This window comes from Kitasatospora sp. CMC57 (genome assembly GCF_045866025.2).
Lineage (GTDB): Bacteria > Actinomycetota > Actinomycetes > Streptomycetales > Streptomycetaceae > Kitasatospora.
Genome location: NZ_AP035881.2, coordinates 5,124,648 through 5,138,865, shown reverse-complemented (window position 1 = coordinate 5,138,865; position 14,218 = coordinate 5,124,648). Strand labels below are relative to the sequence as shown.

The following is a 14,218-nucleotide window of genomic DNA, read 5'->3' as shown; positions in this document are numbered from 1 at the left end:
ACGAAGGAGTCGGGTCATGTACGAGAAGACACTGTCCGCGGTGGTCGGGGCCGTCCACGCGACCGGGGAGTTCCTGACCGAGCGGCAGCCGACCGCTCCCTGGCAGGGCCGGACGGTCGCCGAGGCGCTGGCCGCCTTCGAGCGGGTGGACGGGCCGGCCTCGGCGCTGCTGCGGGAGCGGCTGACGGACGCCCGGCCGGGCGCCGGCTGGCTGACCGAGGAGTTCGCGACCTCGGTTCCCGGCAGCGGCGAGTGGTGGTCCTGCGACGCCACCGACGGGGCGGTCCAGTTCCTGAACGGTCTGCCGAACTGGGCGGTGACCGCCACCCTGGTCCAGGACGGCGAGCCGGTGCTCGCCGTGGTGCACTCGCCCTGGCAGCGAGTCACCTACACCGCCGTACGCGGCGCCGGAGCCTGGCTTGACGGTCACCGGATCGCCCCGCCGGCACGGGAGTTGGCGGCCACCGTGGTCGGCACCAGCCAGCCGCCGCAGACCGCCGCGATCCATCTCCGGCAAGCGGGCGCCTCACTCACCGCCGTAGTCGCCAAGGTGCTCGCCGTCCGCAACCTCGGCCCGACCGCCCTTCAACTGGCCCAGGTCGGCTCCGGTCACCTGAACGCCTTCTGGGAGTACGGCCCGGACGCCGGGAACCTGCTGTCCGGCGCCCTGATCGCCCGGGAGGCCGGGGCGCTGGTGACGGACGGCCGGGGGCGGCCGTGGACCGCCACCGCCGACAGCCTGCTGGCCGCCCCGGCCGGGATCCACGCCGAACTACTCGACGTGCTCCGGCAGGCCGAACAGCCGGGCGGCGTTGTGGTGGCAGACCGCCCGTAGCCAGTCCTCCCCCAGGCCGAGCCCGGCCAGGGCCTGCAACTGGTGCAGGTAGCGGTAGGGGAGGTTGGGGAAGTCGCTGCCGAGCAGCACCCGATCCCCGAGGGCGGCCAGTCGGGGCAGCAACTCCCTCGGGAACGGGGCGAGTTCCTCGGTGAAGTCGGTGAACACCATCGTGGTGTCCAACCGCACCTCGGAGAAGCGCTCCGCGAGGCCGAGGAACTCCCCGTACTCCGGCAGACCCAGGTGCGCGACCACCAACCGCAGCCGGGGGTGCCGTTCGAGCACCTCGCCGATCGGTCCGGGACCGGTGTGCTTGCCGGGGACCGGACCCGAGCCGCAGTGGGTGACCACCGGCACCCCGGCCTCCGCCAACCGACCCCAGACCGCGTCCAGCAAGGGGTCCGCCGGGTGGTAACCACCGACCTGCAGATGGGACTTGAAGACCCGGGCGCCCTGCTCCAGAGCGGTGGCCACGTACTGCTCGGCAGCCGGCTCGGGGAAGAAGGTCGCGGTGTGCAGGCAGTCCGGGGTACGGGCGGCGAAGTCGGCGGCCCAGGCGTTCAACCAGGCGGCCATCCCCGGCTTGTGCGGGTAGAGCATCGCGGTGAACGCCTTTACGCCGAACTCCCTGAGCTGCGCAAGCCGTTGGTGCTCCTCCTGCCGGTACGAGATCGGCCAGGGCCGGCCGGTCAGCGGTCCGGCCGCGTCGAAGTAGGCCCAGACCTTGGCCAGCACCCGCTCCGGCATGAAGTGGGTGTGCACGTCGACCAGCCCGGGCAGGCCCAACTCCTGCCAGAACGCCCGTACTTCGGCCGCCTCAGACACCGGGGACGGCCTCCGCCCTGGCCAGTACGGCTGCGGTGTCCACGCCCGTCGGCAGGGTGCCGAAGGCGCCGCCGTGGTCGCCGCCCAGCCGGGAGGCGCAGAATGCGTCGGCCACCGCCGGGTCGCCGTACCGGACCAGTAGCGCGCCCTGGAAGACCAGCGCGATCCGCTCAACCAGGTGCCGGGTGCGGTACTCGATCTCGGCGGTGTCGCCGAGGTGCTTGCGCAGCGCGGTCACGGCGGCGTCCAGCCGGTGGTCGGCCCCGGCGGCGGCGTCCAGTTCGGTGAACAGGGCCTGCACGGTCTCCGGTCGGCGGGCCATCGCGCGCAGGGCGTCCAGGGCGGCGACGTTGCCCGATCCCTCCCAGATCGAGACCAGCGGAGCTTCGCGGTAGAGCCGGGGCATGCCGGACTCCTCGACGTAGCCGTTGCCGCCGAAGCACTCCAGCGCCTCGGCCGCGTGCATCGGACCGCGCTTGCAGACCCAGTACTTGGCCGCCGCCAGCCCGAGCCGCCTGACCAGCACCTCCTGCTGGTCCCCGGCCAGCGCCCGGTCGGTGGCCTCGGCCAGCCGCAGGGCGACGGCGGTGGCCGCCTCCGACTCGACCACCAGGTCGGCCAGCACGTTGCGCATCAGCGGCTGGTCCACCAGCGCGGCGCCGAACGCCCGGCGGTGGGTGGTGTGGTGCAGCGCGCGGACCGCGCCGAGCCGCATCCCGGAGGCGGCGCCCAGGGTGCAGTCCAGCCGGGTCATGTTGACCATCTCGATGATGGTCGGCACGCCCCGGCCCTCCTCCCCGACCAGCCAACCGACCGCCCCGTCGTACTCCAGCTCGGCGGAGGCGTTCGAGCGGTTGCCGAGCTTGTCCTTGAGCCGCTGGATCAGCAACCGGTTCCGGCTGCCGTCCGGCAGCACCCGGGGCAGCAGGAAGCAGCTGAGCCCGCCCGGCGCCTGGGCCAGCGTCAGGAAGACGTCCGACATCGGCGCGGAGGTGAACCACTTGTGGCCGGTGATCCGGTAGGTGCCGTCGGCGTGCGGGGTCGCGGTGGTCGTGTTGGTCCTGACGTCCGAGCCGCCCTGCTTCTCGGTCATCGACATGCCCGCGATCAGACCGCGCTTGCCCTGGGGCTCGCGCAGACCGAAGTCGTACTCGGTGGCGGTGAGCAACGGCTCGTACCTGGCAGCCAGTTCGGGGGTCGCGCGGAGGGCGGGCACCGAGGCGTAGGTCATCGAGACCGGGCAGCTGTGGCCTGCCTCGACCTGGCCCCATACGTAGAACCCGGCGGCCCGGGCGGTGTGGGCGCCGGGCCGAGGATCCGCCCAGGGGGCGGCGTGCAGGCCGTGTCCGACCGCGACGGTCATCAGCTGGTGCCAGGCGGGGTGGAACTCCACCTCGTCGATCCGGTGCCCGTACCGGTCGTGGGTGTGCAGCACCGGCGGGTTGTCGTTGGCCAACCGACCCCAGTCGGAGGCCTGTTCGGTCCCGGCGAGGCGGCCGAGCTCGTGCAGGCGCGGCTCGGCCCAGTCGGCCCCGGCCCGGTGCAGGGCGGCCAGCAGGGTCGGGTCGGCGGCCACGTCGTGGCCGTACAGGTCGGGCACCTGGTTGGTGACCTCATGCGTCGGCATTCTGTCCTCCGAGAGCTCGCTGGGTGAAGGCGACCAGGGCGGGGATCAGGTCGTCCTGCGCCTCGCCCGCCGCGAGGGGGCCGACCAGGGCCTCGCCGATCGCGCCGACCAGCGCGGCGGCGGTCAACCGGGCGTCCTGGTCAGGGAGTCGGCCGTCGGCGACGGCCGGGGCGATCTGGGCGGCGATCAGGTCGCGGAACGCCTCGCGGAACACCAGCCGCTCGGCGTCCACCACCTGGTCGGCCGGTTCGGCCAGCAGGGCATAGGCCAGCCGGGGCGCCCTGAGCGCCCGGGCGGCGAACGTCCGCACCACGGCGGCGACCCGGCCGTGCGGGCCCGCGTCCTCGGCATCGGCCTTGGCGACGGCCGCCTCGACCGCGGCCACCTCGCGGAGCACGACGGTCCGGAACAGCTCGACCGAGAGCTCGGCCTTGCCCGAGAAGTACCGGTACATGCTGCCGGTGGCGATGCCGGCGCGGTCGGCGACGGCCGCCATCGAGCACCCGGCGTAGCCGCGTTCGGCCAGCAGGTCCACGGCGGCGGCCAGCACGATCACGCGCTGGGCGTCCAGTCTGGCCTGTACGGCGGGGGTGCGTCGGTATGCCACAGCAAGGATTGAAGCACTGATTCAGGGCTTCGGCCAGGACCGGCGCGCGACCAGTCCCTCGGCAGGATCAGCCCCTCGGCAGGCGCAGCTCGGCGACCGCTCCACCGGCCGGGTCGTTGCGCAGCCGCAGGGTGATGCCGAGGGCCTCGGCATGGCCCTGGGCGATGGTGAGTCCGAGGCCGTGGCCGTGCCCCCGCTCGCGCGCACCGGTCCGGAAGCGCTGCGGACCCTCGCGCAGCACCGCATCCGGAAAGCCGGGACCCTGGTCACGGACCGTCAGGACCGCGCCTTCGACCCGCACCAGGACCGGGGCGCCGCCGTGCCGATGGGCGTTGGCGACCAGGTTGGAGACGATCCGGTCGAGCCGACGGACGTCGGTGGTCACCTCGGTGTCGACGGCCACCAACAGCTCGGTCGGCGCCCCGGCGGCCGCCACCATCCGGGCCACCACCGGCCCGAGCCGCACCACCGACAGTTCGAGCCGGTCGGCCCCGGCGTCCAGCCGGGAGACCTCCAACAGGTCCTCGGTCAGGCTGCGCAGCACCCGGACCCGGCCCTGCACCAGCTCGGTCGGGCGGCCGGGCGGGAGCAGCTCGGCGGCGGTCAGCAGGCCGGTCAGCGGGGTGCGCAGCTCATGGGCGACATCCGCGGTGAAGCGCTGCTCGTTGGCCAGCTTGCTGCTCAGCACGGCCGACATCGAGTCGACCGCCGCCGCGAGGTCGGCCACCTCGTCCCGGGGGCGGCCGAGCGATCCGATCCGGGCCGTCAGATCGCCCTGCGCGATGCTGCGGGCGGTACGGGCCGCGGTCCGCAGCCGGCTGCTGATCCGGTCGGCGGCGAACACCCCGGCCAGCACGGTGACGGCCACGGACAGCGTGGCCGAGATCAGGATGGTCCGGTCGAGGTCGGCGATGGCCCGTTCGTCGTCGGCGTAGTCCACCCGGACGGAGACCACCTGGGCGGGCGGAAGGCCGGTGCCGACGCCCGCGGCGGCCCACATCACCGTGCCGTCCGGGCTGGGGCCGAGCAGCGAGCCGGTACGGCCCCGCTCGGCCAACTCCCTGAGCTCCGAAGGCAGTCCGGGGTCGTCGGCGGCGGCCCGCCAGCCGACCAGGTCGCCGGTACGGGCGTACCCGGCGAGCACCGAGTCGAGCGCGTTCTCGGCCGCCTTCCGGGACTGCTCGACGTGCTGGGCCACCGACGCGCGGTGCACCAGCAGGCCGACGGTGATGGCGACCAGGAAGGAGACCAGCGCGACGGTGGCGGCGATCTGGCGGCGCAGGTTCACCCGGACCGCCTCAGCTTGTAGCCGAAGCCCCGGATGGTCTCGATCCTGGCCGCCCCGATCTTGGCGCGCAGGCGCTGCACGTGGACGTCCACGACGCGGCTGTCGGCGCCCCAGGAGTAGTCCCAGACCCGTTCGAGCAGGGTCTGACGCTCCAGCACGATGCCGGGCGCGGCGGTGAACTCCAGCAGCAGCCGCAGCTCGGTCGGCGTGAGCGGCACCTGACGCCCCGCCACCCGGACCTCCATCGCCTCGGTGTCGACCTCCAGGCCGTCGATCACCCGTACGGCGCGGGGCGGCTCCGGTGCGGGAGCCTCGGCGGGCGGCTCGGGCGCGGTCCTGGTGCGCCGCAGGACGGTCCGGATCCGGGCCACCAGGACGGCGGTCTCGAAGGGTTTGGTGATGTAGTCGTCGGCCCCGGCCTCCAGGCCCGAGATCACGTCGATCGGCTCCGTGCGGGCCGACATCATCAGGATCGGCAGCTGGCTCTCCTCCCGGATCCGGCGGCAGAGCCCGACACCGTCGAGCAGCGGCAGCATCACGTCCAGCAGCAGGAGGTCGGGCCGCTGGGCGCGGAACCGTTCCAGGCCCTCCAGGCCGTCGGCGGCGGTGTCGACCGGGAAGCCGTAGCGCTCCAGCGCCATACGGGTGGCCTCACGGATCACCTCGTCGTCCTCGACCAGCAGGATGCGCGGGGTGGCGCTCACGGGGCTGCTCGCAGGGCTGGTCATGAGCTCGGCTTCACCGGGACGGGGGCGACGCCGCCCCTGCCCGGCGGGAGGGTCGGGACGACGGAGACCTTCGGCTCCGGGCTGCCGGCCTTGGGGTTGTCGGGCTTCGGGCTGCCGGCCTTCGGCTGGCTGGTCGGCGCGACCGTGGCCCCCGGTCCGACCGGCTCACAGAGGGTGGCCTCCGCCGCCGGCCCGGTGCCGATGATCCGCCGGTCGATCACGGCCAGCCGCAGGTTGGACCAGTGGTAGGTGGTGACGGTCCGGTCCTGCGGGCCGTTGGGCTCGCGGACCACGAGGTCCTGGCCCACGGTCTCGGCGGTGAATCCGGCCACCACCCGCTGGGCGAGCACGGGGTGGAGCCGTCCGTCCCGTGGGCTGTAGACGTGCAGGTAGCCGGTCTCGGAACCGACGAGCACGGCGGTGATCAGTTCCGGGTGACCGTCCCCGCTGAGGTCGCGGTACTGCGCGGACCGCACCGCGCAGCCCTGACACCCGGTCAACGCCTTCTGCTCCTCGCCCCGCAGGGCCGGGTCCCTCGCCAGCACGTTCAGGGTGTCGACGGCGCGGAGGTCGTCGCCCGGCACGGTGATGTCGGGCAGCGCGGCCGGCGGCGGCGCCGTATCGGCCGCCTCGGTTGCGGGTACGGACGGCGTCTCGGCGGCGGCCCAGAGCAGTTGGGGACTCGGTGGCGCGGCGATCGGGCGGGCCGGACCGGCGTCGTGCAGCTGCCCGGCAGCGCCGCAGCCGGAGACGGCAGCGACCACCGCCGCCACGACGACGGCCCAGGCCAGGGCGGTGCGGCTGAGCCATGTCGTCACGTCGGATACGCCTTTCGGAAGCGCCGGAGTCAGTGGCCCAGTCTGCCCGACGGCCGGACCCGCCAGGCCGTCAGGCCGTCAGGCGCTACAGCTACAGGAGCAGGTCGGCGAGGACGATGATGTTGTCGGTGTAGTGCCCGTTGCCGGCCAGCGTGCCGCCGCAGGTGATCAGCCGCAGTTGCGGGGTGTCGGTGTCGCCGTACACCAGGCCGGTCGGGAAGCCGCTCTTCGGGAACTGCCGCAGCTCGCGCACCCGGTACGCGACGCTGCTGCCGTCCTGGCGGTGGATCTCGATCCGGTCTCCCGGCCTGAGCTCCCGGACGCGGTTGAAGACCGCGGGACCCTTGCGGGTGTCCAGGTGGCCGAGCAGTACGGCGGGGCCGGTCTGACCGGGAGCCGGACCGTTGCGATACCAGCCGACCTGGCCCGGGCGGTCCATCGGCGGGACCTCCACCGTGCCGTCGGCGTTCAGCCCGCTCGGTTCGACGGGCGCGTCCACACCCATCCGCGGGATGGTCAGACGGACCGGTGGTGCGACCGGCAGAGCGGCGGCCCGGCCGGGACCGGGGGTCTGCGGGGCAGTGGGCGGTGGGCTGTCGACCGGCATCGACTGGGCCGCGCCGATCCGTACCGGCGGGGGGTCGGAGGAGCCGCCGAGCAGCACGATCCCGGTGGTGAGGGCGAGGGCGCCGGCCGTCGCCGCCGGCGCCCACAGCGGGCGCCGACGACGAGGGCGCCGGCTAGCCCCGGGCGCCGGCACGGCGACGCACGACGGCGAAGCCGATCCCGGCCGCGCCCACGGCGGCCAGGCCCGAGCCGAGGACCAGGGTGCCGGTGGAGTCGCCCTGCGAAGCCTCACCGGTCTGCGCCCCGCCCTTGGGCACCACCTTGACCTGCGAGTCCCCCGCCGACGAGGTCGGCGCCACCGAGGGCTTCACGCCGGTGCCGCCCGGAGCCGACACACCGGGGGTCGGCACCGCCGCGGACGGCGCTGCGACGGTGGGCGCCGCCGACGGCGTACCGTCGGCGAACGCGGCCGGACCGGAGAGGGCCAGCGCGCCGGCGACGCCTGTGGAGACCAGGGCGAGACGCACCGCGCGCCGGACGGTCGTGGTACCTGCCATGAGAGTTCCTCCCGAATGCTCACCACTCCCGGCCCGGTGGCCCGGAGTTGGTACGGCAGACGTTAGGAACCCGACCTCACGGTGCCCGGCCGGTCGTGTAACGGTCACCGGGCGGCTCTGTAACAGTCCTCCGGCCGGCCGCTCCTTTCGCCAAGCCACCGCCGACGGCTACTCTCCGGTAACAGTCACGGCGCCGTCCGGCGCCGGAAACCCGCCGGGAGGCCCCGTGTCCACGCGTTCCGCCAAACTGCTGAGCGGGCTGCTGCTCGGCGCCGGTGTCGCCCACTTCGTGATCCCGCGCCAGTTCGACGCGATCGTGCCGCGCGCCCTGCCCGGGCGCCCCCGGCAGTGGACGTACGCAAGTGGCGTGGCGGAGCTGGCGGTTGGCGCTGCAGTGGCTATGCCGAGGACCCGGCGGGTGGGCGCGCTGGCGGCGGCCGGCCTGTTCGCCGCCGTGCTGCCGGCCAACATCCAGATGGCGTACGACTGGCGGGGCCGCCCGGCCGCGCAGCGGAATGCCGCCCTGGCCCGGGTGCCCGGGCAGATCCCGCTGGTGCTGTGGGCGCTGCGGGTACGGCGAAACGCTTCCTGACGTTTGCCGGCGCCGCCCGGGCGCCCTCCAGGAGGACGGCCGGGCGGACGTCAGGGACCGAGGGTCAGGGCTTCGGGAGTGCGCAGCCCGCCTTGGTGAGGTCGAGCGTGTTACCGGTGCCGAAGCAGCCGGGAATCCAGTACGTCTGCTGGGCGTAGTTGATGCCCTGCCGGACCGTCACCGTGCCGTTCTGGTCGACCTCGCAGGGGTTGTTGTCGGTGCAGCGCTCGCCGTCCTCGTTACCGGTGTTGTTCACCGCGACCACCTGCCCGCTGGCGACGTCGACCACCGGGGAGCCCGAGGTGCCACCGATGGTGTTGCAGCTGGAGGTGTAGCGCATGGAGTCCTTCCAGGTCCACGCACCCTCCTTCAGCCGGTAGACGAAGGCGTCCGCGTTGCAGGAGTAGATCCGCTTCCAGTAGCCCGAGACCACCTTGATCGCGGTGCCAGCGACCGGGTGGGTGGCGGCCACCGTCAACGGGTTGATCCCGTACGAGCTCTTGATCGCCGCGTAGGTGGTGTTCAGCTGGTAGATCGACACGTCGGTGTCGGTCATCGTGCCGTAGACCATCTTGTTGGCGCGCAGCGTGGCGACCTTGCTGCCCGAGGAGTTGAGCAGCGAGAAGGTCCGGCTGGAGCTGCGGTTGGTCAACACCTGCCCGGCGGCCGGGAAACCGGTCTCCAGGCAGTGGCCGTTGGAGAGGATAAGCGCCGGGTCGGTGGCCAGCGAACTCGGCATCCTGATCAGCGAACCCGAGCAGTTGCTGAGCGCCACGGTGCCCGCGAAATCCACGGCCGCCACCGTGGCGGTGGGCGCCTGGGCGGCGAAGGCGGGGGTAACGCCGGTGAGCCCGGCGGCGCCGGCGAGCAGGAGCGAACAGGACGCTCCGATGAGCGGCTTCTTCATGAGAACTGCCTCTCGGTGTGGGGGTGGAACCAAGCTGGCGTGAACATGTCTTTTTGTCAATGCCACTTCACGCCAGGCCAGTTGACCGCAGGACCCCGTGCAGGTAGTAAGTAAACTTTCCTTCCATACCTCTTGACGGACCGTCGACAGCTCCAGTTGACTCCCTACCGCTCACCTCGGAGAGCGCTCCCCCACGCCCCCTGGAGATCCCCATGCTTCGTCGCGCCTTCGCCGCGGCGGCCGTGCTCGCCGTCCCCCTCGGCCTGCTCCCCGCCACCACCGCCCATGCCGCTGCCAACCCGGGCCCCGGCTTTCCGGCCCAGTACGCCGCGCCCTACATCGAGACCTGGAAGTCGCCGTCCGCGATGGCCGACGCCCGGGCCGCCACCGGACTGAAGTACTTCACCCTGGCGTTCGTGATCAGCGACGGCAGCTGCAACGCCACCTTCAACGGCAACACCCCCATCAGCGACGGAGCTTGGCAGTCGGCGATCAACAGCCTGCGGGCGGCCGGCGGTGACGTGATCGCCTCCTTCGGCGGTGCGGCCGGCACCGAACTCGGCCAGGCCTGCACCTCGGTCAGCAGCCTGAAGACCCAGTACAAGCGGGTGGTCGACACCCTCAACCTGACGAAGATCGACCTCGACATCGAGGGCGGCTCACTCGACGACGCCGCCGCCAACGACCGCCGAAACCAGGCCCTCGCCCAGCTCCAGCAGGAGTACGCGGCGGCCGGCCGCAGGCTCGCCGTGCACTACACCCTGCCGGTCAACCCGACCGGCCTGGAGGCGAATTCGCTCAGCCTGCTGAACAACGCCAAGAGCCGGGGACTGGACGTCGGCGTGGTCAACATCATGACCATGGACTACGGACCCGCGACGGACATGGGCCGGGCCGCCACCGACGCCGCCACCGCGCTGCGCGGCCAGCTCGGCGCCATCTGGACCGGCCGGACCGACCAGCAGCTCTGGGCGATGGAGGGCAACACCCCGATGATCGGGGTCAACGACACCCAGGCCGAGGTGTTCAGCACCGGGAACGCCACCACGCTCGCCAACTTCGCCGCCACCAAGGGCATCCAGCTGCTCGCCTTCTGGGCACTCGGCCGGGACCGGGCGTGCGCCACCAACGGCACGCTCTCGGACTCGTGCAGCGGCACCTCGCAGAGCCCGTACCAGTTCGCCCGGACCTTCAACTCCGTCACCGGGGGCAGCGGTACACCCCGTCCGACCGGCCGGATCACCGGCTACGGCGGCAAGTGCGTGGACGTCGCGGCGGCGAACAGCACCAACGGCACCGCCGTCCAGCTCTGGGACTGCAACGGCACCGCGGCCCAGAACTGGACGGTGGCGGCGGACGGCTCGCTCCAGGCGCTCGGCAAGTGCCTGGACGTCACCAGCGCCGGAACGGCCAATGGCACCGTCATCCAGCTCTGGGACTGCAACGGCACCGCCGCCCAGACCTGGCAGACCGGCGGTGGCGGCACCCTGGTCAACCCGGCCTCCGGCCGCTGCCTGGACGCCACCGGGCCCAGCTCCGCCAACGGCACCCGCCTGCAGATCTGGGACTGCTTCGGCGCCGCCAACCAGCAGTGGTTGCTGCCCTCCTGACTCCGGGAAAGGAACAGACGTGATTCGCAGACTTCTCGCCGGGACCGCCGTACTGGCCACCGCGCTCGGCCTGTTGCCCACCGCCGCACCGGCCGCCGTCGCCGCGCCCGCCCTCGCCGCACCCACCACCTTCACCCACCCCGGGGTGCTGGTCGGCGCCGGACAGCTGGACTTCGTCCGGGCCAAGGTGCAGGCCGGTGCGCAGCCCTGGAAGGCTGCCTACGACCAGATGCACGCCAGCAGGTACGCCTCGCTGACCCGGACCGCCAAACCGCGGGCGGTGGTCGAGTGCGGCTCGTACTCGAACCCCAACTACGGCTGTACCGACGAGCGTGAGGACGCCATCGCGGCGTACACGCTCGCGCTGGAGTGGTCCCTGACCCGGGACAGCCGGTACGCCGAGAAGGCGATCCAGATCATGGACGCCTGGTCGGGCACCATCACCGACCACACCAACAGCAACGCCCCGCTGCAGACCGCCTGGGCCGGCTCGGTCTGGCCCCGGGCCGCCGAGATCATCCGCTACGGCTACGGCCACTGGGACCCCACCCGGGTCACCCGGTTCGCCACCATGCTGCGCAACGTCTACCTGCCCGAAGTGGCCAACGGGTCCCGCTCCAACGGGAACTGGGAGCTCAGCATGGTGGAGGCGGGCATCGGCATCGGCGTCTTCCTGAACGACCGCGCCGTCTACGACAAGGCGGTCGCCCTCTTCCGCAACCGGGTCCCCGCCTACATCTACCTCGCCTCCGACGGCCCGCTCCCCCGCACGGTCCCGGGCAGCGGCCTCGACACCCGGGACGAGATCGTCAACTACTGGCAGGGCCAGGCCACTTTCGTCGACGGCCTGACCCAGGAGACCTGCCGCGACCTCACCCACACCGGCTACGGACTCTCCGCCATCTCGCACGTCGCCGAGACCAGCCGCCTCCAGGGACAGGACCTCTACCCCGAGATCGCCGACCGCCTCCGGCACGCCCTGGGCTTCCAGTCCAAGTACCAACTCGGCGCCTTCGTCCCGGCCTGGCTCTGCGGCGGCACCCTCGACCAGTCCCTCGGCCCGGTCACCGAGGTCGGCTTCAACGCCCTCGCCAACCGCCTGGGCTACGGCATGACCAACACCCAGCTCCTCACCGAGAAACAACGCCCGGCCGGCACCAACAACCTCTTCACCGCCTGGGAGACACTGACCCACGCAGCCAACCCGGCCTGAGCACGCCGAGGGGCCCGGCGCCGCCGAACGGCAGTACCGGGCCCGTCGGTTGTCGGTGGATCAGACCTTGAGGGTCTTGATCGCGGTGGGGGCGTGGCCGGGCTCGGTGGCCAGGTCCTCCCACTCGTTGACGGTGTCGATGCCGGCGCCGCCCATCGAGATGTTGGTGACGCGCTCGAGGATGGCCTCGACCACGACCGGGACGCGGAACTCGGCGGCCAGCTTCTTGGCCTGCTCGAAGGCGGGGAGCAGCTGGTCCGGCTCAGTGACCCGGATGGCCTTGCAGCCCAGGCCCTCGACCACCTTGACGTGGTCGACGCCGTAGACGCCCAGCTCGGGGGAGTTGATGTTCTCGAACTCCAGGTTGACCTGGAAGTTGATGTCCAGGTTGCGCTGGGCCTGGCGGATCAGGCCGAGGTAGGCGTTGTTGACCAGGACGTGGACGTACGGGATGCGGTGCTGGGCACCGACCGCCAGCTCCTCCAGCATGAACTGGAAGTCGTAGTCGCCGGAGAGGGCGACCACCGGGGTCTCCGGATCGGCGGTGGCGGCGCCGAGCGCGGCGGGGATGGTCCACCCGAGCGGGCCGGCCTGGCCGCAGTTGATCCAGTGCCGCGGCTTGTAGACGTGCAGCATCTGCGCACCGGCGATCTGGGACAGACCGATGGTGGTGACGTAGCGGGTCTCCGGGCCGAAGGCCTTGTTCATCTCCTCGTAGACGCGCTGCGGCTTGAGCGGCACGTTGTCGAAGTGGGTGCGGCGCAGCAGGGTCGCCTTGCGCTCCTGGGTCGACGCGGCCCACGCGCTGAAGTCGGGCAGCCGGCCCGCTGCCTTGAGCTCCTTGGCGACCTCGACGAAGAGCTCCAGTGCGGCCTTGGCGTCGGAGGCGATGCCGAAGTCCGGCGCGAAGATCCGGCCGAGCTGGGTCGGCTCGATGTCGACGTGGACGAACTTGCGGTCCTTGGTGTAGACGGCCAGGTCACCGGTGTGGCGGTTGGCCCACCGGTTGCCGATGCCGAGGACGAAGTCCGACTCCAGGAAGTTCGCGTTGCCGTAGCGGTGCGAGGTCTGCAGGCCGACCATGCCGGCGTTCAGCTCGTGGTCGTCCGCGATGATGCCCCAACCCATCAGGGTCGGGATGACCGGCGTACCGGTCAGCTCGGCGAACTCGACCAGCAGCTCGGCGGCGTCGGCGTTGATGATGCCGCCACCGGCGACGATCAGCGGCCGCTCGGACTCCAGCAGGAAGCCGATCGCCTTCTCGATCTGGGCCCGGGTCGCGGTCGGCTTGTAGACCGGCAGCGGGGCGTACGTCTCCGGGTCGAACTCGATCTCGGTCAGCTGGACGTCGATCGGGAGGTCGATCAGCACCGGGCCCGGACGGCCGGAGCGCATCAGGTGGAAGGCCTGCTGGAACACGCCGGGGACCTGGGCGGCCTCCAGGACGGTGGTCGCGGCCTTGGTGACGGGCTTGGCGATCGAGGCGATGTCGACGGCCTGGAAGTCCTCCTTGTGCAGCTTCGCGACCGGGGCCTGGCCGGTGATGCACAGGATCGGGATCGAGTCCGCGATCGCCGAGTACAGACCGGTGATCATGTCGGTGCCGGCCGGGCCGGAGGTACCGATGCAGACACCGATGTTGCCGGCCTTGGCCCGGGTGTACCCCTCGGCCATGTGCGAGGCGCCCTCGACGTGACGGGCGAGGGTGTGGCGGATGCCACCGCCCTCCTTGAGGGCCTTGTAGAAGGGGTTGATCGCGGCGCCCGGCACGCCGAAAGCGACGTCAACGCCCTCGCGCTTGAGGATCTCAACTGCCGCGCGGGCGGCTGTCATTCGAGGCATCGGCTTACTCCTGCGTCCGTCAGACTTCCACGATACGGAAGGATGATTCTGGTATGCGAAAAGAAAAGTAAGCCGCTTTCAACAAATCGTCAAGGCCGGTCCGCAGGGTGGGCCCGGCCGCGGCCGGGCACGACGAAGGCCCCCGGCAGCAGCCGGGGGCCTTCGAGGGGTGCTCTGGCGGAGCACGGGTGTGGTCTGGGCA

General features: G+C 72.0%; 14 protein-coding genes. 4 read left to right on the top strand and 10 right to left on the bottom strand.

What is annotated here, in order from left to right; all coding sequences use genetic code 11:
- Positions 1-16: 16 nt before the first annotated feature.
- Positions 17-835, top strand: a complete 819-nt coding sequence (locus tag ACKUU6_RS23080) for an inositol monophosphatase family protein (RefSeq protein ID WP_407990460.1) — start codon at positions 17-19, stop codon at positions 833-835.
- On the opposite strand, the gene ACKUU6_RS23075 is transcribed toward ACKUU6_RS23080, so the two are convergent.
- The 8 genes from ACKUU6_RS23075 to ACKUU6_RS23040 all read right to left on the bottom strand — a co-directional run bounded on the left by ACKUU6_RS23075 (position 773) and on the right by ACKUU6_RS23040 (position 7,852).
- Entirely contained in the window at positions 773-1,660 is an 888-nt protein-coding gene (locus tag ACKUU6_RS23075) for an amidohydrolase family protein (RefSeq protein WP_407990459.1), read from the bottom strand. The genes ACKUU6_RS23080 and ACKUU6_RS23075 overlap by 63 nt on opposite strands.
- Positions 1,653-3,287, bottom strand: coding sequence for an acyl-CoA dehydrogenase family protein (locus ACKUU6_RS23070; protein ID WP_407990458.1), 1,635 nt, complete (start codon positions 3,285-3,287; stop codon positions 1,653-1,655). Before ACKUU6_RS23070 ends, ACKUU6_RS23075 begins: the two co-directional genes overlap by 8 nt.
- On the bottom strand, positions 3,274-3,894 hold the full coding sequence (locus ACKUU6_RS23065; RefSeq protein ID WP_407990457.1) for a TetR/AcrR family transcriptional regulator: 621 nt from the start codon (positions 3,892-3,894) through the stop codon (positions 3,274-3,276). The genes ACKUU6_RS23070 and ACKUU6_RS23065 overlap by 14 nt, the downstream gene beginning before the upstream one ends.
- A 67-nt stretch (positions 3,895-3,961) precedes the next feature.
- Positions 3,962-5,182: a sensor histidine kinase gene (locus tag ACKUU6_RS23060; RefSeq protein ID WP_407990456.1), complete on the bottom strand. Its 1,221-nt coding sequence runs from the start codon at positions 5,180-5,182 to the stop codon at positions 3,962-3,964.
- Positions 5,179-5,910 carry a two-component system response regulator CseB gene (gene cseB / locus ACKUU6_RS23055; RefSeq protein ID WP_407990455.1) on the bottom strand — a complete coding sequence of 244 codons (732 nt, stop codon included), beginning with the start codon at positions 5,908-5,910 and terminating at the stop codon, positions 5,179-5,181. Before cseB ends, ACKUU6_RS23060 begins: the two co-directional genes overlap by 4 nt.
- Positions 5,907-6,728 carry a hypothetical protein gene (locus ACKUU6_RS23050; RefSeq protein ID WP_407990454.1) on the bottom strand — a complete coding sequence of 274 codons (822 nt, stop codon included), beginning with the start codon at positions 6,726-6,728 and terminating at the stop codon, positions 5,907-5,909. The genes cseB and ACKUU6_RS23050 overlap by 4 nt, the downstream gene beginning before the upstream one ends.
- A 91-nt stretch (positions 6,729-6,819) precedes the next feature.
- The gene (locus tag ACKUU6_RS23045; protein WP_407990453.1) at positions 6,820-7,392 is read right to left on the bottom strand and encodes a class F sortase; all 573 of its coding nucleotides are present in this window, start codon (positions 7,390-7,392) and stop codon (positions 6,820-6,822) included.
- A gap of 76 nt (positions 7,393-7,468) precedes the next feature.
- Positions 7,469-7,852 (bottom strand): sortase-dependent protein, encoded by a 384-nt coding sequence (locus ACKUU6_RS23040; RefSeq protein WP_407990452.1) that lies wholly within the window; start codon positions 7,850-7,852, stop codon positions 7,469-7,471.
- Between the two features lie 226 nt (positions 7,853-8,078).
- On the opposite strand from ACKUU6_RS23040, the gene ACKUU6_RS23035 reads away from it, so the two are divergent.
- Positions 8,079-8,444, top strand: coding sequence for a hypothetical protein (locus ACKUU6_RS23035; RefSeq protein WP_407990451.1), 366 nt, complete (start codon positions 8,079-8,081; stop codon positions 8,442-8,444).
- 64 nt (positions 8,445-8,508) lie between these two features.
- On the opposite strand, the gene ACKUU6_RS23030 is transcribed toward ACKUU6_RS23035, so the two are convergent.
- The gene (locus tag ACKUU6_RS23030; RefSeq protein ID WP_407990450.1) at positions 8,509-9,351 is read right to left on the bottom strand and encodes a trypsin-like serine peptidase; all 843 of its coding nucleotides are present in this window, start codon (positions 9,349-9,351) and stop codon (positions 8,509-8,511) included.
- A 212-nt stretch (positions 9,352-9,563) separates the two neighbouring features.
- On the opposite strand from ACKUU6_RS23030, the gene ACKUU6_RS23025 reads away from it, so the two are divergent.
- Positions 9,564-10,961 carry an RICIN domain-containing protein gene (locus ACKUU6_RS23025; RefSeq protein WP_407990449.1) on the top strand — a complete coding sequence of 466 codons (1,398 nt, stop codon included), beginning with the start codon at positions 9,564-9,566 and terminating at the stop codon, positions 10,959-10,961.
- 19 nt (positions 10,962-10,980) lie between these two features.
- Positions 10,981-12,174, top strand: coding sequence for an alginate lyase family protein (locus tag ACKUU6_RS23020; RefSeq protein WP_407990448.1), 1,194 nt, complete (start codon positions 10,981-10,983; stop codon positions 12,172-12,174).
- 60 nt (positions 12,175-12,234) lie between these two features.
- Here the strand turns inward: ACKUU6_RS23020 and gcl are convergent, their stop codons facing one another.
- The gene (gcl, locus tag ACKUU6_RS23015; protein WP_407990447.1) at positions 12,235-14,016 is read right to left on the bottom strand and encodes a glyoxylate carboligase; all 1,782 of its coding nucleotides are present in this window, start codon (positions 14,014-14,016) and stop codon (positions 12,235-12,237) included.
- Positions 14,017-14,218: the final 202 nt, after the last annotated feature.